Annotated in this window: 19 protein-coding genes, 3 pseudogenes and 1 riboswitch; of the genes and pseudogenes, 10 read left to right on the plus strand and 12 right to left on the minus strand. The window is 60.0% G+C overall.

Going from position 1 to position 22,216, the window contains the following annotated elements:
- From JWR14_RS11285 to JWR14_RS11300, 4 genes and pseudogenes are all read left to right on the plus strand, one after another.
- Positions 1-276 (plus strand): annotated as a pseudogene (locus JWR14_RS11285) (CoA transferase); the annotation flags it as partial.
- 21 nt (positions 277-297) lie between these two features.
- Complete coding sequence (locus JWR14_RS11290) at positions 298-1,674, plus strand: MmgE/PrpD family protein (RefSeq protein WP_299705975.1); 1,377 nt, start codon at positions 298-300, stop codon at positions 1,672-1,674.
- A complete protein-coding gene (locus JWR14_RS11295; protein ID WP_299705978.1) occupies positions 1,671-2,474 on the plus strand; it encodes a CoA ester lyase in 804 nt (267 codons plus the stop codon). Before JWR14_RS11290 ends, JWR14_RS11295 begins: the two co-directional genes overlap by 4 nt.
- Before the next feature lie 96 nt (positions 2,475-2,570).
- On the plus strand, positions 2,571-3,458 hold the full coding sequence (locus JWR14_RS11300; protein ID WP_299706047.1) for a LysR family transcriptional regulator: 888 nt from the start codon (positions 2,571-2,573) through the stop codon (positions 3,456-3,458).
- 53 nt (positions 3,459-3,511) lie between these two features.
- Here JWR14_RS11300 and JWR14_RS11305 read toward each other — a convergent pair.
- Positions 3,512-3,721 (minus strand): annotated as a pseudogene (locus tag JWR14_RS11305) (FAD-binding oxidoreductase); the annotation flags it as partial.
- A gap of 10 nt (positions 3,722-3,731) precedes the next feature.
- Here JWR14_RS11305 and JWR14_RS11310 point away from each other — a divergent pair.
- Positions 3,732-4,304, plus strand: a pseudogene (locus tag JWR14_RS11310) (XRE family transcriptional regulator); the annotation flags it as partial.
- A gap of 3 nt (positions 4,305-4,307) precedes the next feature.
- Here JWR14_RS11310 and JWR14_RS11315 read toward each other — a convergent pair.
- Positions 4,308-5,522, minus strand: coding sequence for a crosslink repair DNA glycosylase YcaQ family protein (locus tag JWR14_RS11315; protein WP_299705981.1), 1,215 nt, complete (start codon positions 5,520-5,522; stop codon positions 4,308-4,310).
- 207 nt (positions 5,523-5,729) lie between these two features.
- Positions 5,730-5,882: riboswitch (adenosylcobalamin (AdoCbl) riboswitch) on the plus strand.
- Positions 5,883-6,276: 394 nt separating this feature from the next.
- Here JWR14_RS11315 and JWR14_RS11320 point away from each other — a divergent pair.
- Both JWR14_RS11320 and cobF read left to right on the plus strand, forming a co-directional pair.
- A complete protein-coding gene (locus tag JWR14_RS11320) occupies positions 6,277-8,208 on the plus strand; it encodes a TonB-dependent receptor (protein WP_299706050.1) in 1,932 nt (643 codons plus the stop codon).
- Positions 8,209-8,251: 43 nt separating this feature from the next.
- The gene (gene cobF / locus JWR14_RS11325) at positions 8,252-9,025 is read left to right on the plus strand and encodes a precorrin-6A synthase (deacetylating) (RefSeq protein WP_299705984.1); all 774 of its coding nucleotides are present in this window, start codon (positions 8,252-8,254) and stop codon (positions 9,023-9,025) included.
- Positions 9,026-9,069: 44 nt separating this feature from the next.
- Here cobF and JWR14_RS11330 read toward each other — a convergent pair whose 3' ends face one another.
- The 4 genes from JWR14_RS11330 to JWR14_RS11345 form a co-directional block, all read right to left on the minus strand.
- Positions 9,070-10,365, minus strand: coding sequence for an MFS transporter (locus JWR14_RS11330; RefSeq protein ID WP_299705987.1), 1,296 nt, complete (start codon positions 10,363-10,365; stop codon positions 9,070-9,072).
- 125 nt (positions 10,366-10,490) lie between these two features.
- Positions 10,491-11,042, minus strand: a complete 552-nt coding sequence (locus JWR14_RS11335) for a hypothetical protein (protein WP_299705990.1) — start codon at positions 11,040-11,042, stop codon at positions 10,491-10,493.
- Positions 11,033-12,184 (minus strand): alcohol dehydrogenase catalytic domain-containing protein, encoded by a 1,152-nt coding sequence (locus JWR14_RS11340; protein ID WP_299705993.1) that lies wholly within the window; start codon positions 12,182-12,184, stop codon positions 11,033-11,035. The genes JWR14_RS11335 and JWR14_RS11340 overlap by 10 nt, the downstream gene beginning before the upstream one ends.
- 55 nt (positions 12,185-12,239) lie before the next feature.
- A complete protein-coding gene (locus JWR14_RS11345; RefSeq protein WP_299705995.1) occupies positions 12,240-13,526 on the minus strand; it encodes an aromatic ring-hydroxylating dioxygenase subunit alpha in 1,287 nt (428 codons plus the stop codon).
- A 137-nt stretch (positions 13,527-13,663) separates the two neighbouring features.
- Between JWR14_RS11345 and JWR14_RS11350 the strand changes: the two genes are divergently transcribed.
- Positions 13,664-13,987, plus strand: a complete 324-nt coding sequence (locus tag JWR14_RS11350) for a non-heme iron oxygenase ferredoxin subunit (RefSeq protein ID WP_299705998.1) — start codon at positions 13,664-13,666, stop codon at positions 13,985-13,987.
- Positions 13,988-14,066: 79 nt separating this feature from the next.
- Here JWR14_RS11350 and JWR14_RS11355 read toward each other — a convergent pair whose 3' ends face one another.
- From JWR14_RS11355 to JWR14_RS11380, 6 genes are all read right to left on the minus strand, one after another.
- Positions 14,067-15,044: a GTP-binding protein gene (locus tag JWR14_RS11355; RefSeq protein ID WP_299706000.1), complete on the minus strand. Its 978-nt coding sequence runs from the start codon at positions 15,042-15,044 to the stop codon at positions 14,067-14,069.
- Between the two features lie 3 nt (positions 15,045-15,047).
- Positions 15,048-15,752 (minus strand): class II aldolase/adducin family protein, encoded by a 705-nt coding sequence (locus JWR14_RS11360; protein WP_299706002.1) that lies wholly within the window; start codon positions 15,750-15,752, stop codon positions 15,048-15,050.
- 44 nt (positions 15,753-15,796) lie between these two features.
- A complete protein-coding gene (locus JWR14_RS11365; protein WP_299706005.1) occupies positions 15,797-16,648 on the minus strand; it encodes an ABC transporter permease in 852 nt (283 codons plus the stop codon).
- A complete protein-coding gene (locus JWR14_RS11370) occupies positions 16,645-17,382 on the minus strand; it encodes an ABC transporter ATP-binding protein (RefSeq protein WP_299706008.1) in 738 nt (245 codons plus the stop codon). Before JWR14_RS11370 ends, JWR14_RS11365 begins: the two co-directional genes overlap by 4 nt.
- Positions 17,383-17,523: 141 nt before the next feature.
- Positions 17,524-18,585 carry an ABC transporter substrate-binding protein gene (locus JWR14_RS11375; RefSeq protein ID WP_299706011.1) on the minus strand — a complete coding sequence of 354 codons (1,062 nt, stop codon included), beginning with the start codon at positions 18,583-18,585 and terminating at the stop codon, positions 17,524-17,526.
- Positions 18,586-18,595: 10 nt separating this feature from the next.
- Positions 18,596-19,726 carry a porin gene (locus JWR14_RS11380; protein ID WP_299706014.1) on the minus strand — a complete coding sequence of 377 codons (1,131 nt, stop codon included), beginning with the start codon at positions 19,724-19,726 and terminating at the stop codon, positions 18,596-18,598.
- A 618-nt stretch (positions 19,727-20,344) separates the two neighbouring features.
- Between JWR14_RS11380 and JWR14_RS11385 the strand changes: the two genes are divergently transcribed.
- A complete protein-coding gene (locus JWR14_RS11385; RefSeq protein ID WP_299706017.1) occupies positions 20,345-21,157 on the plus strand; it encodes an IclR family transcriptional regulator in 813 nt (270 codons plus the stop codon).
- A gap of 24 nt (positions 21,158-21,181) precedes the next feature.
- Positions 21,182-22,210 carry a 2Fe-2S iron-sulfur cluster-binding protein gene (locus tag JWR14_RS11390; RefSeq protein ID WP_299706020.1) on the plus strand — a complete coding sequence of 343 codons (1,029 nt, stop codon included), beginning with the start codon at positions 21,182-21,184 and terminating at the stop codon, positions 22,208-22,210.
- The last annotated feature ends 6 nt before the right edge of the window (positions 22,211-22,216 follow it).

The raw sequence follows: 22,216 nt of genomic DNA on the forward strand, positions 1-22,216 counted from the left end.
CTGCAGCGGCTTGATGCGGCAGGCATTGCCAACGCGCAGATGAACACGCTGGCCGATGTCTGGGCGCATCCACAACTTGAGTCGCGTGATCGCTGGCGTGAGGTTGGCACATCGGCGGGATCGATTCCCGCGTTGCTGCCGCCGGGCACGCCGAATGGTTTCACGGCGCGCATGGACCCGGTTCCGGCGCTGGGCGAACACACCGACGCCATCCTGCGAGAACTCGGCTATGAAGCCTCGCAGATCCAGGCGTTGCGCGCAGCGGGCACTATCTAAACCCTTCAGGCAATCACTACGATGACCGATCATCCCAGCCGGACGCTCGCGACCTTCGCGGCATCCCTTCACTTTGACGATATTCCGCAGCACGTCGTGGAACGCTCGGTGAACCTGTACGTCGATTGGCTTGGGTCGGCGCTGGGAGGCAAGGGCGCGCGGCCGGTCGAAAGCATTGCGTTGTTCGCGAGCATGGCGGGTGCGGCGAACGGCAACGGGCAAGCTGAAGTGTTGATTGACCGCACACGCGCTACGCCGTATTTCGCTGCCATGGTGAACGCTGCCGCCTCGCATTTCGTGGAACAGGACGACGTGCATAACGGGTCTGTTTTTCATCCGGCAACAGTGGTGTTTCCTGTCGCGCTGGCATTGGCGCAGGCGGCGCATGCATCGGGCCGCGACTTTATCGCCGCCGTGGTCGCAGGGTATGAGGTAGGGATTCGCATCGGTGAATTTCTTGGACGTTCCCACTACAAGGTTTTTCATACGACGGGTACAGCGGGGACTGTAGCGGCGGCCGCCACTGCCGGACGAATGCTCGGGCTTTCGCCGGTGCAGATGCTTGACGCGTTTGGTTCGGCCGGCACGCAGGCCAGCGGCCTGTGGGAGTTCTTGCGTGACGCCGCGGATTCCAAACAGCTTCACACGGCCATGGCAGCCGCCAACGGCCTGATGTCTGCAGCACTTAGCGCTGATGGCTTCAAGGGCGCCACGCGCATCCTGGAGGGCGAGAAGGGCATGGCGGCGGGCATGTCCACGGACGCGGACCCATCTCGTCTGACCGACCGCCTGGGTGAACGCTGGGCGCTGACTGAAACCTCGTTCAAGTATCACGCCGCGTGCCGCCACACCCATCCCGCCGCCGATGCATTGCTCGCGGTGATGGCGGAGCATGGCCTCCAGCCGCAAGACATCGAACGCGTGACGGCGCGGGTGCATCAGGGCGCAATCGACGTGCTGGGCGCCGTGACCGTACCCACGACGGTTCATCAGGCCAAGTTCAACATGGGTACCGTGCTGGCGCTCGTGGCGTATCACGGTCATGCAGGCGTGACGGAATTCGAAGAAGACTATGCCTCTGCGCGCGTCGTCGATTTTCGCGGCAAGGTGGAGATGGTCTTCGACGACGAAGTTGACTTGGCCTATCCCGCGCGCTGGATCGGCAAGGTGACGGTGCACACGCGCGATGGCCGGGAACTGACCGGGCGTATCGATGAACCAAAGGGAGACCCCGGTAACACGCTCTCGCGCGAGGAGATCGCCATGAAGTTTCGCCGGCTTGCCGACTTCTCGGGAGCGGCGTCGGACGAAGAAGCATCGCGGTTGCTTGACGCGGCGTGGGGCATTGCATCGGAGACACGCATCGGTTCGCTCTTCGAAGTGGATGTGCGGGCATGAGCGAGCGTTCTTATCTGTTCGTTCCGGGAAATCGTCCCGAGCGCTTCGAGAAGGCTCGCGCGAGCCGCGCCGACGCGGTGATCTTCGATCTGGAAGATGCGGTTCAACCGCAAGAAAAGCAGGCCGCCCGCGAGACGGTGCGCGAGCACATGGATGCAGCCCGTCCTGCGTTTGTGCGCATCAATGCGGCGGATACCGAGTGGTTTGCCAACGATGCAGCGGCGATCGCGAATCACCCGGGCGTGACGGGCATCGTGTTGCCGAAAGCTGAAACGCGCGAGCAGATAGAGACGGTGCTCGCGCATGCGCATTCCTCGCTGACCATCCTGCCCATCGTGGAAACCGCGCGGGGATTCGCGAACCTCACACTGCTGTGCGCGGCGCCGCGGGTGCAGCGCATTGTGTTCGGGACGCTGGATTTCCAGATTGACTTGAACATAGAGGGCGACGGCGAGGAGCTCGATATGTTTCGCTCGCAGATCGTGCTTGCGTCGCGATTGGCCGGCCTGACCACGCCGGTCGATGGCGTCTCGACCGTGCTGGACGACCCCGTAGTCATCGAGTCTGAAGCACGACGCGGCCGTCGTTTCGGTTTCGGCGCGAAGCTCTGCATTCATCCGTTGCAGATCGACGCCGTGCATCGCGCTTATGCATGGACGGACGCGGAGCTGGCCTGGGCAGAGCGTGTGCTGCAGGCGGTGGAAGCCAGCAGCGGTGCGGCGGTGGCCGTGGACGGGAAGATGGTCGATATGCCGGTGATCCTGAAAGCTCGGCGAATGGTGGGCGCAGGCCACTATTGAATTCAGCATTGTTGAAGATGCGCTTTGTGGTCCGTTAAGATTGCAGTCCCGGTTCATTTTCGCGACCGCTTTTTCGGACATCCGCCCGCCACCGACATGCATTTCGATTTCGTCGATCTGACGCTCATTGTCAATCTGGCCGACACCAGGAATCTCGCACGCGCTGCCGAGCGCTGCCATATCTCGCCGCCCGCGGCGAGCAACCGTATCAAGAACCTTGAAGAGCAACTGGGTTTCAAGCTGCTGTACCGGACCAGCCAGGGCATGACGCTGACGCCTGCGGGCGAGGCGTTCGTGCATCATGCGCGCCTGGTGCAGGAGCGCGTGGAGCATCTGGCCGGCGACATGCAGGAGTACGGCGAGGGCATCAAGGGGCATGTGCGGATCTGGGCCAACACGACCGCGATCAGCGAATTCCTGCCTTCGGTGCTTAGCGCTTTCCTGCGCGATCACCCGGATATCAATATCGACTTGCGCGAAGTGCTGAGCGGAGAGATTGTCAAGGGCGTGGCGGAGAGTGCGACGGATATAGGCATCGTGGCGGGTAACGTGCACGCTGATCATCTTGAGATGTTGCCGTATCGCGATGACCGGCTCGTGCTGGTGACGTCGCTGGATCATCCGTTGGCGGCCGAGGAATCAGTCGATTTTGCTCGCACGCTAAATGATAATTTCGTCGGACTGCCAACGACCAGCGCGATCCATGCGTTCATCGTCACCGCCGCTGACGCGCTGGGGGCGCGCTTGAAATTGCGCATTCAGGTGGGCAATTTCGAAGCCGCATGCCGGATGATCGAACTGGGTGTTGGCATTGGCATCGTTCCTGAGTCGGTGGCGAAACGCCACGGCAAGACCCTGAAAATCCGTTTGATCCGCCTCAACGACCCCTGGGCCGAACGCAAGCTCAAGATCTGCGTGCGCAGTATGAAAGACCTGCCGCCGCTCGCACGCGCGCTGGTCGACCGGCTGACGAGCACCGTGTGAGGCGGCAAGGGTCACTACATGAGACGTACCTTGGCCGCGTTGAAGCGCCGCGTTCAGAATCGGTCGGCCCTGAAGGGGTGCAAATCGACGAGGGGTTTTTCGCCCGACACCAATTCCGCTATGAGTCGCCCCGTAATCGCGCCGAGCGTCAGTCCGTGATGCGCGTGCCCGAATGCGAACCAAAGGTCGTCATGCTTCGGCGCGGCGCCAATGGTAGGCATCATGTCAGGCGTGCAGGGACGGCGGCCCATCCAGGGTTCATCGTGCGCCTGCATTCGTGAAGCTCGAAAGGCGAAAGGGTTGACGCTGATGGAGTTGTCTGAGCGATCGGGGATAGCCGTGTCGACCATATCGAAGGCCGAACGCGGCGACATTGCGTTGACCTACGACAAGTTCGCGGCCCTCGCGCATTCCCTGCAGCTTGAGTTCGACGCCATTTTCGGGCGCACGCGGCCGTTGCCCAAAGCGGCTGCACGACCGATGTCGCCTTCTTTCACGGCGTCGGGCGAGCAGGTGATCTACGACACGCCGAACTACGAGTACGGCATGCTCGCGAGCGACCTGACCGGCAAACGCATGGTGCCGATGCGCGCGCATATCCGTGCCAGGGACGTGTCGGATTTCCCCGAATATATCCGCCATGCAGGCGAGGAGTTTATGTTTGTGCTCGGCGGCTCGCTGGAACTGCATTTCGAGGATGGCAAGGCGTTCACGCTTGAACCGGGCGACAGTCTTTACTTCGATAGCGCGGTCGGCCACGTGTATGTGACTACCAGCAAGGACGACGCGCAAGTGCTGGTATGTTGTGTTGATGCCGATGCGAGCCGTCCACTGGACGCGATCTAGTCTTCATGCAACGCCGGTCAATGCAGCAGCGAGCGCTGCGGGAACGCCCGCGCCGGCCGCTAGCTGCGGCGTTTTATGCCAGTCCGCACAACGTTGCAAAGCCTTGCGCAGGTCAGCCGTCAAGCCTGTGCCCACCCGCACCCCCGGCTCAATGTGCAGCGACTTGAGTTCGAAAATACCTTGCGTACGATGGGCCTTCGCATCGACCCGCCCGATCAGACGCCCACGATGCAAGATCGGGAGTACGAAGTAACCGTACTTACGTTTCGCGGCGGGGGTATAACACTCGATCACGTAGTCGAACCCGAACAGCGTGCTCGCGCGCTTGCGGTCCCATACCACCGGATCGAACGGCGACAGTACCGTGGTCACCGTGGAAGCAAGGCGGCCGGCGACCACGTCGTCCAGCTTGTCCGCCAGGTCGCGGTGCACGAACGCATCTGCCTTCCAGTCTTCGACGCGCACGGGTATCAACTCACCGGCATCGGCCAGTTCATGTAGCGCTGCGGTGTACGGACGGCGCGGCATGCGGTAATAGTCCGCCACCCAGTCGGCACGAGTAATACCCAGCGCCCGACAAGCGCGCCTGAGTAATTCCTGCGGGACCGTTTCGACGGGCGGCAGGTCGCGCGCATCATTCCACTCCGGCAGCACGCGCTCGGTCACATCGTAGATCCGATGAAAATTGCGTCGTTCGGCGACCATCAGCTCGCCGGTCGCGAACAGCACTTCCAGGTGACGTTTCTCAGGCTTCCAATCCCACCAGCCGGCGCCATTACCTCCTTCGCGAGCGAAGTCCGCTGAGCGAATTGGACCGGTCGCACGAATGCGCTCGAGCAGGCGCTCGATGTCGTCACGATATTTCTCATGCCAGTCCGCCGCGTATTTCCAGCCCATCCCGACAGGATCGAGCATTCGATGACGCAACAGACCGTAGTCCTCTATGGGCACCAGGCAGGCCTCGTGCGACCAGTATTCGAACAGGGATCCCTCGGCCAGATGCTCGTCGAGCCATTGCGGCTGATAGTCGCCAAGGCGGCTGAATAAAACAAGGTAAGGACTGCGAGCGACCACGTGGATGGTATCGATCTGCAACTGCGCCATGCGGCGAATCGCGTCCAGCACGTCCGCTTTTGTCGCCTTGCGGCGCGGTGGCGCAAGCAGGCCTTGGGCCATCAGATGCAGGGTGCGGGCGGCCGAAAGGGGGATTGTCTTCATGCGGTGGGTTCGTGAGCGGGGCATGTTGGCCGGATACGTTACCAGAGGACCGGCCAGGACGCGCGGAGATTTACGGCAACGGAAAGCATGGTGAAGGGCAGGTCGCTTCAAGGGGCGATAAGCACCGTACGTCCGTCTTACGCCGGGGATCACGCGTGCCGGCAGATAGTCGAGAACGCAGACCTGATAGCGTCAAGCGGGAAATCAGAAGTAAAATGCGCGCTTACGACTCGTGGAAGCTGGTGTAAATCCAGCGCGGTCGCGCCACTGTGACCGGTTTCAGCGCAAGCCGGAAGTCAGACCTCGGCGTCGTATACCTCTTTTCTGACTTTGGGGCGCGCACTCCCCGGGAGATATGTATATGACCGATACTGCCCGCCATCCGGGCATCCAGCCGGGGCGGCATTGCCTCGATTCCCCAGTTCGGTATGCGTCGGCGAGTCACCCCTCGCGTCAATGAACCTGTTGCCCGCTTGCCGGGTTTGGCAAGGCCAACGCCTCAGGCATGAACTGGCATCTGCCTCACGGTATGACCCAACGGTTGCGTGGAGGATATTCCCTGACCTCTGTGTGTGTTTTCGGGTTGATCTCGTCGAAGCAGGCTTGTCGCATTGGGTCGTGGCTTCCGCGACCGGGCAGGGCAGTGCCCACTTAAAGGCCACGGGTTTCGTCATTGCCGGTATCCGAAATCGACGTGCTGCGTTCGCGCTCGCAGCATGTCATCCAGTCTTTCAATAACAAGGTTTCCCCGCGTATGAAGTTCCGTCATTTCATCCTCACCTCTGCGCTGACGGTTTCGGCATGGCAGGTTGCGCAGGCCGCGGGCGACTCGTCGTTGCCGCAGCCGGAGCAGCTTCCGTCCGCTGCCACACTGCCGAATATTCTCGTCACTGGTGATACGCAGCATTTGCCGCAATCGTTCGATCAGCGCTACGCATCAACACAGGTCCTCACCCGCGTGGATCTCGACCGTCTGTCGCCCATTGATCCGAGCATCACGCAAGCCCTCGCGACACTGCCGGGCGTCACCATTTCTCAAAACGGCGGCCCTGGCTCTTTAGCCTCCGTCAGCATCCGCGGTTCATCGGGCAGTCAGGTCGCGGTGTTCATCGATGGTATCCGCGTTGGTTCGTCGACCACGGGCCAGGCCGCGTGGGCCGACCTGCCGACCTCCGCGTTTGACCGTGTCGAAGTTATTTCAGGACCGGCAGCCGCTTCATTTGGCGCGGATGCAGTGGGTGGCGTCGTGCAACTCTTCACGAACCGCGCAGCAAATCAGCCCAACCAGACCACGATCTCAACTGGTGGAGGTTCGAACAAAACGTTCGATACGCAGATCCGCACCTCAGGCAGTATTTCGTCAACAGGGCCGCTCGCGGCACTCGCGGGACTGACCTACTCGCTGGGCCTGCACGACTACAATACTGCGGGGATCGATGCGACCCAGCCCGGGGCTTACGGGCACGAGGATGGCCGCAATCCGTACCATGCCCAGGACGTGGATGCGCGTCTCGGCTATGCGCATGACAACTGGTCGATCTCCACATTCGCCCTCTATCACCGGTCCGATCTGTCCTACGATAATGCCGCCGGCGATAACCGTCAGCTCGATCATCAGTTGACGACTGGCGCAGCGTTTCATCTGGACATCACGCCGTTCACGCAGCTTGACCAGTCTGTCGGCTACGCCACGGACCGTCAGTTCCTCTACGCGAACGACCCGACCATCCCGACCGATGAGATCGACTCGACGCGCCTCAGCACGTCGACCTCGCTGACTCATCAGGAACGCGGACTCACGCTCTTTAGTCTGCCGCTGTCCGGCGAGACCAAGCTCGCCTATGACTTCACCCGCGAACAAGCCTTTCTGCCGGTAGACATTCCTACGGGCGTGCCGACACGCAACGATTCGGCCTTTTCACTCCATCAATCGGCCACGCTCGGGGCGTTCACCCTGTTCCTGGCCGGGCGCCACGAGATCATTCAGGGCCAGTCGGTCAATACCGGCAATGTGGCGCTGGCTTACGCCATCACCCCTGTTTATACGGCCCGCATATCGTATGGCAACGCATTCCGCCTGCCGACTTTCAACGACCTGTACTACCCGGGTTACGCGAACCCGAACCTGCTGCCTGAGCGTAGCGACACGGTCGAGGCAGCACTTGACGCCGCCACGTCATTCGGTACCATTACGGCCGCTGTTTATGACACCCGCGTGCATGACCTCATCACTTACGACTCGGTGACCTTTCTCCCTGTGAACGTAGGCCGCGCGCATATTCAGGGCATCGACCTGTCGTACAAGGGCACGCTTGGCAACTCGACACCAGTCAGTCTCGCGATTGGGATCTTGAATCCGCAGGACGTTACCGACCAGACGTGGCTCAACCGTCGTCCGCGCCAGACCGTCAGCCTGAACATCGATCACACGTGGGATGAGTTCCACCTGCACGCGCTTAGCACAGGCGTATCCTTGCTTTACGGAGGATCGACCTACGACGACCAGTTCAACGCAACGTACCTGCCGTCTTACACAACCGTTGGCCTGCGTGCCGCGTACAAGGTCAATTCACATCTCACCGTGTCCGCCAATCTGTCCAACCTCTTTAACCGGCAGTACGTGACGGCATATGGCTACAACACATTGGGCCGGACCGCATTCGGCAAGGTCGCATACACGTTCTGATCGTTCCGGGTACTTATCATCATCACTTGACTGAGACATGTTCATGAAGCGGATCCTGATCATTGGTATTGGCGCCGGCAACCCCGACTATGTGACGATTCAGGCGGTCAACGCGCTCAACGAAGTCGATGTTTTCTTCGTGATGGACAAGGGCGTTGCCAAGGAAAAGCTGGTTGCGTTGCGCAAGGAAATCTGCCGTCGATTCATCAAGGGCAACGACTACCGCTTCGCCGAAGCGACCAGTCCCGAGCGGGTACGAGACGCCGCGAATTATCGGGCGAGCGTCGAGACGCTCAATGATGACAAGGCGGCTGTCTTCGAACAATTGATCTCAGAAGAGATGTCCGATGGAGAATGTGGCGCGTTCCTGACATGGGGAGATCCCGCGCTCTACGACAGCACTATCCGGATCATTGAGTCGATCCTCAGGAAGGGCGGTCACGATCTCGAGTATGAAGTGATTCCGGGGATAAGCAGCATCCAGGCGTTGGCAGCACAGCACAAGATACCGTTGAATCGCATTGGAGAGTCGATCGAGATCACAACGGGGAGGCGGATAGCCGAAGGTTTTCCGGACAACGTCGACAGCGTCGTGGTGATGCTGGATGCCGAAGACGCGTACAAGCGTTTCGTGGATCAGGACATCCATATTTACTGGGGTGCTTATATCGGCACGCCGGACGAGATCCTGGTGTCCGGAAAACTCAAGGACGTAGCCGGGGATATCGAACGGATTCGAGCGGAAGCGCGCAAGGCAAACGGCTGGATCATGGACACTTATCTGATGCGAAGGAACAGGCATCGCGAGGATAACTAGCGGTTTCCAAAATCACATTCTCCTGGCTTGCCTACCGGCGCACGTTAGCCCGCGGATATGTCGGGTTTTGCGTGTTCCCCCGACGCGCCGTTTATTTCGCGCGGGCCGGCGGGGCTATCGCGTAGACTGCGCTGTTCCGGATAAACGTAAGGTCCCAGGCGGCATATCGAAACGACCGATAGCAGCACTAACCCGACGAACACCCACAGCGCGACGTGATACGAGTGCAGCAGGTCATAACACAAACCCGATGCAAAGATCATGATGCCCGCGCCCCAGCCCCAGCAGGCCCACATTCCACCGCATACGCGCCCGAACAGCCGCAGGTCGAAATAGCGACTCACAATAAACGTGATGATGTCCGCTTCCGCGCCGATGCTGACGCCTATCAGCCCCGCCGACACCATGGCCGTCGCGCCAGTTGCGCCTGCCGCGAACAGGAGCACGCCGCACAGTGTCAGCGCAAAAGACATCGCGGCAACATAGGGTGCGTGGACCCGGTCCATCAAATACCCTGCAAACAGCCGGCCGAATGCGGACGTCAGACCTGCTATCGATAGCATGACCGCGGCGGCGCCCACGGTTTCGCCGCGGTCGGTCATCATGGGCATGAGTTGGGACAGCAGCGCGAGCAGCACGCCCGACATGCAGAAGATCGCCACGCCCAGCCGCCGGAACGTGCGGTCGTGTCTGAAGATGCTCCATAGCGAGGGCAGTTTCTCGGCCGGCCGGTGCGTGCGAATCACCATCTTCCGATCGATGTCGGACGGCATCTTCACGAGAAAAAAGAGCGCGGGAATCGACACCGTGGCCATCAATACCGCCACGCCGAGGTACCCGGCGCGCCAGCCGAAATGACGCAGCAGATAGCCCGCGTATTGCGGCATCAGCATTGCGCCGATAGCCGTGCCGCCCACGGCGAGTCCGAGGGCGAGGCCGCGCCGGTGATCAAAGCGCGCGCACACGACTTTTGCGTAGGGCAGTGCATTGCTGCCCGGCGCGAAGAAGCCGACCATCACGAATACAAGGCAGAAAAGCGGCAACGACACGGGAATGATGCCGACCAGCGCAATTGAAAGAGCGAACATTGCGAGGAAGAATATGGTGGGACGCCGAACGCCGAAACGGTCGATCAGCGAACCAAGCACAATCGTGCCGGGGCCCATGGCAAATTCGAAAATCGTAAGGCCGAGCGACACCTGAGCGCGGCTCCAGCCACTTTGCGCCGCGATCGCCTTGATGAAGGTGCCGAACATGAACGCCGAAATCACGCCTGCGCCGACCGACAGGCACAACGCACCGCCGACGACGGTCCACCATCGATTAATATCCTGCTTCAACTGTCTCTCTCCACATCGTGCATTCGCGTCTGCATCTTGACGGCAGTTGTATCGCGGTGCGGGTTGGTGCGCGGCGGTCCGCGTTTCAATGGTTGCCACCTGCGCAGTTATGGGGCGTGCCGGTTTCAGGACGCGCCAAGCGCGTTCAGCAAGTCTCCAAGATATTCGTGGCTGTCTGCGTGAACCAGCATCGTGCACCAGGGGCGCAGCAGGTCAGCGGTCCGCAAACGGGGCGCTGAAAGTGCGCCGGCTGGATGCGCAGGCGCAGGGCGAAGCACCGCCGATACAGTCACGCCGCGCCTGTTCCAGGTTTGTGCGGCGAGCGCCGCAATCAATGCTTCGTCGCCTTCCCGGCCAACGATGATCACTAGATCCGGCGCATCAAGCCATGTTGCAATCGCGCCGGATGCGGCGTTCATCGCACGAGGCCAGTCGCTGTCTTGCATGCTCGTGGTGCCGAGTAATGCAGTGAGTTCAGCCGCGCTGGAGAGCTCCACGTTTTGACCGTATGCGCCGATCACCGTGCGGATTTCCTCGTCGTGGTCGTCAAGTGCGACGATACGGACACGGCGCGGCGTGGAATTCGCAGCACCGATCCGGAAACGGACTTCGTGCGCCTGTTCGGCAGTAGACGTATGAGGCGCGAGCGCGAAAGGGTGAGGGCGCATCATTTCCATGGATCGATCGTCATATGGATCGCGTCTTCAACACCTTCGCCACGCAACGTGCGCAACGCGAGGTCTGTTTCGTCAAGGCCAAAGGTGTGGGTGCTCATGCGCTTGACGTGGTGCCGGTCCGCGGCGATCAATTGCAAGGCGAGTTCGACTGATTGATAGCTATGCCCGCGCATGCCTTTCACGGTCAAGAACCGCGCGATGATCATGTCGCTGTTGAACTCGGGGATCGGCTTGCGTTTCTGTCCGCCGAGAATCACGGTGCCGCGTTTGCGCGCCAGCTGGATTGCGGTCGTGACGGTTTCGGTGCCGCCTGAAGCGCAGTCGATGGTGAGGTCGGCCATTGCGCCGCCAGTCAGGTCGGCCACCCGTTCGAGCACGTCTTCGGTATCGACGGTGATTGTATGATCCGCGCCGAGCTGTCTGGCGAGTTCAAGACGGCGCTGGTCGGTCGGCGTGGACAATCCCGTGATGATGATTTGCGCCGCGCCGGCTTCACGGGCCGCGATTACACACGACAAACCTTGCTGCCCCGGCCCTTGAATCACGACGGTTTGTCCGGGTCCTGCGCCGCCTTGCAGATAGGCCCATTCAATGCCGTTGCCAAGCGGCAGCGCGAGTGCCGCATGCTTCGGCTCGACGCTTGGCGGTATTCGATGAAACACCGTGTTCAGTTCGAGAAATTGATACTGGCTGAAGCCGCCCCAGAATCCTGGCCCTGTTCGCAAGCCCGTCGCACCGTAACGCATGCCGCCCAGGCGCCAGTCGGTTGCATCGCACAAACGGAATTCATTGCTCAGGCAATACTCGCAGTGACCGCACGGTAGATATTCTTCCAGCGCGACATAGTCACCTTCCTTAAGGCCCCATCGTTTGCGCGCGAGTTCGCCGGCCTCTTCGATGTGGCCGACGGATTCGTGACCCAGAATCAACGGCCCTCGGCTTTGCGGCAATTGCTGATAGTAGGGGCCGTCGCTGCCGCACACGCCGGTGATGGCAACGCGCAGCAGCCCCGTAGAAGGAGTAGTGACGGGCCGCTCGAAGCGGCGGATTTCGGTGCGCCCGGGTTCGACCGCCACGGCCGCCTTGAAGCTGGCGTGCAGCGGCGAGGGCGAAGGCGATGTTGAAGCAGATTGCGATTGCATGGGGTTCGGTCCTTATCGCGCGTGCAGCACTGCCGGAACGCTGCGCGCGTCCTCGCTAGATCGTAGTGTGGGCTTTTCCGGCTTCGGCGTGCAACGCGTCCAGCGCACCTTCCTTGAAGGGTACGTCGCGCTGCAGCACGATGGCGACAGAGCGGACCTGCTGCGATTGCGGGTCGCGCCCGGGCGGCTGGACGCCTTTCTCCGCGAGCGCTCTGGCGGCTTTCATCAAGCGGTGACGGACCATGATGATGCCGTTGTCGGTCGATACAAGATTTTCGCGCGTGCGGTCCTGAATCGGTCCCATGCTCTCCTGTAGCGAGGCGTCCTGCATGCCGATGCCTTCGACCCCGCTGTAGGTCGTGCCCGCCTGCTGTGCCGCCCGATCCATCAGATAGTTGTTCCCCTTGTTCTGCAACGGAAGATACGTTCCCGGCACGTAGCGCACATGAATGCCCTTGCCATCTTTCATTGCGTCGACCTCCGCCGTGCTCAGATCGCGCGTGGGATGGTAGTCAAAGCTCCACGCCCAGCAGTGTTCGTCGTCGATCGGCACCCAGAAATGACCATGCACAGGATGATCGCCACGCGGCGGCACCATCGTGAAACAGGGCATGACCCACGGCGTGATGCGCCAGTAATATTTATCGTCTTCAGCATTGCGGCGCGCGCCAATGTACAGGCCGCCGGTGGTGTCGACCACTTCGAAAACGGGGCTGAAGTCGCTGAGGTTGTACTGGTTGCCGCGCGCACCCTTGAAGAGCGGGTCGGAGTTGAGCGCGCCGCGATGCAGGAACGAAACGTGGCTCGAATCAACACCACCTTCCAGCGCCTGCAGCCAGTTGCTCTCCTGCAGGCGCTTGGTCATGAATGACTGGCTGTTGGGCACGGTGGAGAACTCGTAAGCCGGCAATGGCGGCTGATGTTCGGGCGGCCCCATGTACACCCAGACCACACCGCCTTGCTCGACGAGCGGATACGACTTCAGCTTGATCTTCTTGCAATAGCCGCTTTCCGCTGGCTCCGAAGGTACATCCACACACTGGCCGTTCACGTCGTATTTCCAGCCGTGATACGGACAGCGGATGCCGCCTTCCTCATTGCGGCCGAACCACAGCGACACACCGCGATGCGCGCAAAACTCATCGATCAGGCCGAGCTTGCCGTCCGAATCGCGAAACGCAAGCATGCGTTCCGACAGCAACTGCAGACGCACGGGCTCGCCACCCGCTTGCGCGACTTCCTCCGATAACAACGCCGGCAGCCAGAAGCGCCGGAAGAGTTCGCCCATTGGGGTGCCGGGGCTTGTTTGGGTGAGCAGGTCATTGTCCTGTTTCTTCAGCATTCGGTCGCCTCTGATGTATGCGGGATGTCTGGATGTACTTAGAAAGGTTCGTTCCATATAACGGAACAGTGTTCTTTCAATAGGAACAAAGTTATCATTCGCCTCATTGGCTGTCAAACAGAGAATGGAGGATGAAGATGCAGAAGACGTGTTCGCGAATCGCGCTGTGCCGCAAGGAAGATGTTGCGCAAGGACAGGCAATCAAAGTCGAAAAGCACGGCCTCACGCTGGCCGTGTTCAATCTCGACGGCGAGTATTTCGTGACGAACGACGCGTGCACGCACGGTCCTGGATCATTGTCGGAGGGGTGTATCGACGGCGACACGGTGGAGTGCGATTTCCATAACGGCGCGTTCAACATTCGCACGGGTGAGGTCGTGACCCCGCCTTGCATGATTCCGCTCAAGACGTATCCGGCTGCAGTGGACGGCGATGAAATCACAATCAATGTTGAGGGCTGATAACGCGGCGGGACGCTGAATGTGCGGCGTCCGTCCCACGCTTGGGCGACCGGCGTGAGCGGTGAGTCCGTTCGCTTGATTACCGGGATCGAAGGATCAATGTCACGCCACTTGGCATGCCTGTGAGTGCCGTTTGCATGGTTTCCGGTGCTGGGCTTATCTGAACTTTTTCATCGCCGCGCGTGAACTGCACGACGACGGACGTGCCATCGGCAAGTTGGACGATTCCCTTCATACGCAGCAGCCTTGTGCGATGTCGCGCGATCATGCCGGCCAGCGAGTTGCGCAGTGAATCGGCACTGACCTCATCCACAATGGTTTCGAACCGTGTGTCGGCATTGTGCGGCGCGATGGCTCGCCGAACGAGTCCTGCTGCAGTTACTCGCGCTTTGACCACGCGCCAGGAGCGGTCTTTTGGCGAGCGTTGCGATGAATCGATCGCGCTTCGCGCAGCGTGCCAGACCTCGTCGGCACTCAGACTGCCTTGCGTGGAGAGGAGAATGTGGGTCGCGGGATTCGAGCGTCGTAGCGCCTGGCTGACTGCATCCAGCTGCGCGTCTGCGGCCAGATCCGTTTTCGTCACAACGACGACACCAGCAGCGTCCAGTTGTGAGCGCGCCTCGGCGAACTCGGTCATGATCGCAAGCGCCGTCGGCGCACCCAGCGTCGTCACGATACCCGCAAGGCAGAAGCGTTCACTGACGAACCGGTGCGTTTTCAACGATGTGACCAACGGCGCAGGATCGGCGAGTCCGGTGGTTTCTATCACCACTGAATCGAATCGCGCGACGCCGCGATGCAGGCGCGCCCAGAACAGGTTCTCAAGCGCCTCGTGCAGGCCCGGCAAACCTGTGCAGCACACGCACGAATCGGCAAGCAGTGCCGACGCGTCACTCGCATACCCGAGCGTGGCGTGGTCGAGGCCGACCGCTCCTATCTCGTTGACAATCAAAGCCGAGTGCTGCAACAGCGGCTCCTGCAGCCAACGCTTGAGCAACGTTGTCTTGCCGCTGCCGAGAAAACCAGTGAGCAGGTAGATCGGAATCTTTTCGATCATGGGCTATGAAGCTGGGCTATGAAGCGGCTCGTGGCGCAGTTTGCCTGCATGGTAGTCCCACACTTTTTGCAGCAGATTTGGTTTCCAAAGGTTTTGCCCGATGGTCTTCACCTGTTCCGCCGACAGCACCATTGGTTCGCCCAACTGGCTCGCCAGATATTGCCGTTGTGCGTTCTCCTCCAGATAGAACGCGAGCACGAAGGTTTCGAGAATGCCTTCGGCGGCGATCACAGCGCCATGCGATTTCAGCATGATGACCCGATGCGAACCAAGTGTTTCCGCGAGTTCTTCCGCAAGCGTTTTGCGATTGATCGACACGGTCTTGCCGAACTGGCGGATCTCGCCGAGCACCGCCGCCTGCATGATCACGGGCTCGACGGCGCGCCCTGTCATGCTGAAGAGCGTCGACCACAGCGGATGCGAATGGACAACCGAATTCACGTCCGGCCGCCGCCGGTAGATCTCCGCGTGAATCGGAAATTCCATGGGCGGAACCGCGTCGCCGTCGATGAGGTTGCCCTCGAAATCGATCGTCACAATGTCGTTCGCGCTCAAGGCACTGCGTACTGATTTTCCCGAGTTGATCAGCATGTGGTTCCGTCCGGGGATGCGCCAGCTGAAATGCCCGTTGAAGTCGATCACTTGTGCCCGTTCGAGCATCAGGATCGCGTCGGTGAGCAACTGCTTTTCTGTTTGATAGTTGTCCATGATCGATGAGCGGATATCGCTAAACGCATTTGAGAGAGGTGAGGTCAGCGCGACGCTTTCCAGGGAATCAGCTTGCGTTCGAGTTCGGTCAGCAATAGGGAAATGCCGTAGCCAAGGAATGCGATGACGAGCAAGCCAACATACATCGACTCCACCGAAAGCAATTCCCATGCATTCCAGATCATGTAACCAAGACCGCTTTTCGAGCCGATCATCTCTGCAATGGCGATGAGCATCAGGCCAAGGCCGAGACCAAGCTTGATGCCGCTCATGATGTGCGGCACGGCGCCAGGCAGCGCGATCGTGCGGAATACCTGCCATCGGCTCGCGCGGAAGTTGCGGCCTACGTCCAGGTAAATCTTGTTGATTTCAAGCACGCCGGTTGCGGTGTTGATCAGCACTGGATAGAACACGCCGATCGCTACCATCGCGATCTTCGACGCTTCGCCGAGTCCGCAGATCAGCAGCAACAACGGGAAAATCGCGCTTTTCGGCACCGGGTAGGTCGCTGCGATCAACGGGTCGAAAACAGCGCGTAGCGGGCGCGACAAGCCTGTTGCGACGCCGAGCAGCAGCGCGGGAATGCCGCCGATCAGGCAGCCCCAGAAAAGCCGCTGCAGAGTCGCCCAGGTGTTGTCCCACAACGAGCCGTCGTTGACCAGCGCGATAAAGGTCGCGAAGATTTTTGTTGGAGCGGGGAAGAAGCGTTCGTCGATCAATCCAGTTTGCGCCGCTGTCTGCCAAAGAAGGAGCAGCACGACGGGTGACGCGACGCTGATCAGCCGGTCGCGATGCCTGCTTGATACGAACGAAAAGCGCTTGCTCCGGGGTTGACTGTTTGCTTTCCCGGTTGTGGCGCCCGGCAGTTGCCGTGCTGACTTCACGATGGTTTTCACGGTGCTTTTCCGCCAAGATCGAGAGTGCGGGCACGATCGACTTCATCGCGCAACTGGCCCCAGATGGAATAAACGAATTCGCCATACTCAGGCTTCGCGCGTAGTTCAAGAACTGAACGCGGGCGACCGAAGGGGACGTCGACAATTTGCTTGACGCTGCCAGGCTGCGCGGTCATCACCATGATCCGGTCACCGAGTGTGACGGCTTCGTCAACGCTGTGCGTAATGAAGAGCACGGTCTTGCGCGTCTCTTCCCAGATCCTCAACAGTTCTTCCTGGAGCAATAGCTTGTTCTGTTCGTCGAGCGCTGAGAACGGCTCATCCATCAGCAGAATGTCGGGGTCGTTTGCAAACGCACGCACGATGGAGACGCGCTGGCGCATGCCGCCCGAAAGTTGATGCGGATAGGATTTGGCAAAGCGAGTCAGCCCGGTGCGGCTCAGATAGTGTCCAACGATCTCGCGAATCTCGGCTTTGGGCACGTGCCGTAGCGCGAGACCGTACGCCGCATTGTCGTAGACCGTCATCCAGGGAAAAAGCGAATCGCCCTGGAACACCATGGAATTACCCGGCCGGAATTGTGCGGGCGCACCGATCTCGACGCTTCCCGAGGTCGGCGTTTCGAGGTTCGCGAGGATCCGCAGCAGCGTTGTCTTCCCACAGCCGCTTGGTCCCACAATCATGAAAAAGCACCCGGACGGAATGTCGAGCGACACATTATCGAGCGCGGTCACGAGGCCGCTTTGTGTCTCGAATGATTTGGTCAGGTGGCGCAATCGAATCTTTGCGAGAGAGTCGCCATTCGCTTGTTCAAAAGAAGAGGCAAACGACGGCGGGGAAGTGAGCGGTGTTGCTATCACGGAAAAAATCCTCGGCTATTTTGTGCGCGGCTTGTAGGGACCGAGTGCTGCGTCGGCTGCGTCGACGAACGACGTATCAACCACTTGCGCAACACTGACATTGCCTTTCACGACCCCCTCACGTTTAAAGAACGCGAGGTCGTTCTCGAGGCTGGCGATGTTGAGCCTGCCGTCCGGGTTGGTCCCTTGAGGCACGATGCTCCGGTATACGGACGCGTCCTTGATCGGTGTGTACTGCGTGAGTATTGCGATCACTTCGTCGGCATTTGGACCTGCTATCTTGCCGTTTGCAAGCGAGTCGTTGTAGTCGCGCGCAGCACGCAGATACGCACGCATGAAAGCCTTGGCCGTATCCGGATGCGCGTGGATGAAGACATTCGAGTACAGGACCACAGCAAGCTGATGGTTCGGGTAAATCTGGTCGTCTCCCATCACACGCACCGCGGCGCCGCTGCGCACAGCCTGGGTGGCGGATGGCTCGGTCGTCAGCGCCGCGTCGACTGCCTTGTTTTCCAGCGCCATCACATGTTGCGGAAAGCCAAGGTAGATGCGTTCGACGTCACTTGTCTTCAGGCCGGCCTTTTTCAGCGCTTCGTTCATGGTCGACGTCGACGCGCTGCCGGTCGCACTGCCGGCGACCTTCATGCCCTTGAGGTCAGCGAGTGTCTTGTAGCGTCCGCTTGCCACCAGATCCTTGCGCACCAGCAGCGGTTGATAGCCGTAGCCTGGCGGCGTTGACCCTTTGTCAGCGACGACCTTGATGCCGATGCCGCGCGTGACGGCGTTATATAAGCCCGCCGATGGGGAGCCACCGGCTACATCGAGTTGCCCGGCGCCGAGGGGGGCGACCATCTTCGCTCCGGAATCGAACGATACAAAATGTGCGTCGATACCCTCTTGCCGGAAATAGCCTTTCTTGTCCGCGATAAAGAAAGCAACGTCGCTGCTTGCATTGGCGATGCCGACGTTGACCACGGTCGGGGCGGCCGCGCTTACGGCGGAGGCACCCAGCACCGCCGCTACGGTAACGCTGGCGTAGGTGAGTGCGGCGAACCGCAACAGAACTGAATTCTTCACTCTGCTCTCCTTAGAAACGATGCCGCATCGAAAACTTCAGTGCGATCTGCGTGGGCGTCGTGGACTGTCCAAGTGAGCCGATGGCGGCAACGGCAGGCTTTCCGGTTGAGTCGATGCCCGACGCGTGCTGCCACACGCCGACGGCGAGAATGTCGGTGGACTTCGAGAGGAAATAGTCAGGACCGAAATCGACCTGTTCGTATTTCGCGTTTCTAGCCTGGGTGTAATCGAATGACACGCCAAGGATGAATGACGGTGTGAAAAAGTAGCGCCCGTTAGCTTCATAGCTGTTAAACGTGGCTGAGCCGGTGTTTGGCGTCGACGCAGTGCGCAGGATGTTGTGAAAGCGCGTGTTTGTGTAGACCAGACCGATCTTGGCCGAGGCAATGCTGTATTGAAATCCGGCGCCAAAGATTTCCATTGTGTTGGCCGAGAGATAGCCGCTGAATACGGGACTCTTGCCCGGCGAGGTATAGCCGGGCGCCCCAGGCTCGATGGTTCCGTCATACGCGGACGTGGACGGATTGTTCAGATGGTCGTAAGCCACGGCAACCGTGAACGGGCCATGTGCATAGTTGGCGCCGAGTGTGTAGATCCGCTTACTCGCAAGATTGCCAGCCACGCCGCCTGGCGCGTAAATGCCGCTGATTTGCAGGCCCGCCATGTCGGGTGTCGTATATTTCACCGCGTTGTCCACGCGGAAGTTCGAATTCAGGTTGTCGAAGTCACCGGGGTGGGTTGCGACCCACGCCCAAAACGACGTTGCTGCAATTTCGCCTACGTATGCGGTCATGGGATCATATTGGCGGCCCAGCGTCACCGCTCCGTAAGGGCTTTTCAAGCCGACATACGATTGCCTCCCGAACAGCCGGGCACCTTGCAGCAGCTTTCCGTTCGAGGGGTCGAAACCATTTTCGAGCACGAACAGCGCTTTCATTCCGCCACCCAGGTCTTCCGTGCCACGGAAGCCAAACCGGCTCCCGTTGGTTTGCCCGGTCACGGTTTCGATATTGGAATGCCCGGACTGATTGTTGATATAGACGACCCCGGCATCGACCATTCCGTACAAGGTCACTGAGCTTTGAGCGTGTGCGACGCTTGCCATGACCGGCAAGGTGAGTAGCGCGACGGCTTTTTTCATGTTGTCTCCATCCCATTGATTAAATGAATCCCGGTCGGATGCCGGGTTGACTGAACAGGGGTAAGCGATAGTCCTTTTTTTATAATCGATATGGATAACTAAGCGCATGGATAACCAGACTTTTCATTTGGTCTCGTCACTGGCAGGTCACCGTACTTTTGCTGTTGCGGCGAGCCGTCCTTCGTGCCAATCCGCCAGTTGCCTCGAGCGCCGCGCCGCACTTTTATAAGCGATACGGTACTATCGGACTGTGTTCCTATATACGGAACGTCGTCCCAATCAAGAATGGTATGAGTGTGGCTTTGTTTAGGAACCTAAGTCAAGAAAAAGGCTTTCAGGGTATGTACTCATGTTTCCTGTTCGTTGCGCCTGGCGGAACACTACAACTCCATATGGAACAGTGGCATGTTTTCGAAGGGGTCTGAGCGCTACCCGTCTGAGCAGCAGAGCTTGCACTTACGCCTTGTCGCACTGAGGCTCGCGAGCCAGATATCATGATGGTTTGAAAGCGCAGGGGCATGTCCGGCAGCATCCTGTTCGATGCCAGCTGACAACTGGTTGTTAGTTTGTTCCTTTATACGGAACGTTGTTCCAAAATAGAAGACTGAGATATATTCCATGGAAAGTTTTGAACCACAGGCAGCGTCCGAAGAAAAAAGTGACCCGGGCGACGGCAGGTTGTCGTCGGTAGCAGCGGCAATCCGGGTATTGAAGGTCTTTTCGGAGCAGGAGCCGGAAATCGGCATCAGCAATCTGGCGAAGCGCATGGGACTGGCGAAGAGCACGGTTCATCGCCTCGCCAGCACACTGGTCTCCGAGGGCCTGCTGGAGCAGAACGAGGAAAACGGCAAGTACCGGCTTGGCATCCAGTTGTTCACGCTGGGCGCTCTGGTGCGGCGGCGTATCGACGTGTCGAAGCAGGCGGTGCCTTTTTTGCACGTATTGCGTGAGCACACCGGCGAGACCGTTCATCTCGCGGTGCTCGACGACACCAGCATCGTCTATCTCTTCAATCTGGAGAGCGACCAGGCGATCCGGATGCGCTCGTATATCGGTGTGCGCAAGCCGGCGTTCTGCACCGCCGAGGGACAGGTGCTGGTTGCTTTCCGCACGCCGGATGTCGTTGCGAAAGTGCTGAAGGCGGGGCTCGTTGCCCGTACGCCGAACACCAACACCGATACGCAAGTGTTCCTGAAGACGCTCGAGAAAGTGCGGCGCGAGAATTACTCTATCGACGACGAAGAGTCGGAACTGGGCATGCGTGGTATCGCGGCGCCCGTACGCGACCTGAGCGGCGCGGTGGTGGCGGCGGTGGGCGTAGGCGGTCCGTCGCAACGGTTGAGCAAGAAGGCGCTGCGCGCATGCGTGCCGCACCTGTTGAACGCGGCTGAAGGTATCTCGTCCACATTGGGATACCGGCCGCCTATGTGACACCACTCCAATGAAGGGAACCGTATGTCCGACGTTGTGCATCGCATCACCCTTGCTGGTTCTGATCTCTCGTTCGACTGCGATCACGCGGACACGGTGTTGCGCTCCGCCTTGCGCGCAGGCGTCGCGTTTCCCTACGAATGCAACGTCGGCGCATGCGGCAACTGCAAATTCGAACTGCTCGAAGGTGCGGTGGACGTCAAGTGGCAGCAAGCGCCTGCGTGGACGGACAAAGACCGCACGCGTAACCGCTATCTCGGTTGCCAGTGCTCGCCGCGCGGCGATTGCACCATCAAGCTGCGGCCAGCCGCGCACTATGCGCCGCTCCATGCACCGCGCCGTGTCACCGGTACGCTGACCGGGCGTCGCGAGATCACGCACGATATCGACGAGTTCTGTTTTGGGCTGTCAGCCGACATGCAGTTCGAGCCTGGTCAGTACGCTTTGCTCCAGTTGCCCGGCGTCGCTGGTGTACGCGCCTACTCGATGAGCAACATCGCCGACCAGCCGCGCGTCCTTCATTTCCAGGTGCGCCGGGTCCCGAACGGAAAGGGCAGCGCCGTGCTATTCGACACCTTGGAACCCGGCGCGCAGGTTGACATCGACGGACCGTATGGCATGGCCTATCTCAGGCGCGATGTCGAGCGTGACGTACTTTGCCTCGCGGGAGGATCAGGACTCGCACCGATGATCTCGATTGCGCGTGGTGTCGCCGCCGATCCTTCACTTGCTAACATCAAGCTGCACTTCCTATACGGCGGCAGGACCGCACGCGATGTCTGCGGCCGCGACATGCTGGCTCAATTGCCAGGCTTCAACGAACGCCTGCACTTTGACGCTGCGATCTCCGAAGACTCACCGCAAGACGCCTGCGCCCCGTGGACCGGCCACGTGGGTTACGTCCACGATCTCGCGGACTCGCTGTTTGGAGATCGTCTGCGCGACATGGAAATCTACTTCGCGGGGCCACCCGCCATGGGCACGGCGATTCAGCGCACGTTGCTGGCCCGCCAAGTCCCGTTCGAGCAGGTTCACTTCGATCAGTTTTACTGATTAGAT

The organism is Caballeronia sp. (assembly GCF_028292365.1).
Lineage (GTDB): Bacteria > Pseudomonadota > Gammaproteobacteria > Burkholderiales > Burkholderiaceae > Caballeronia.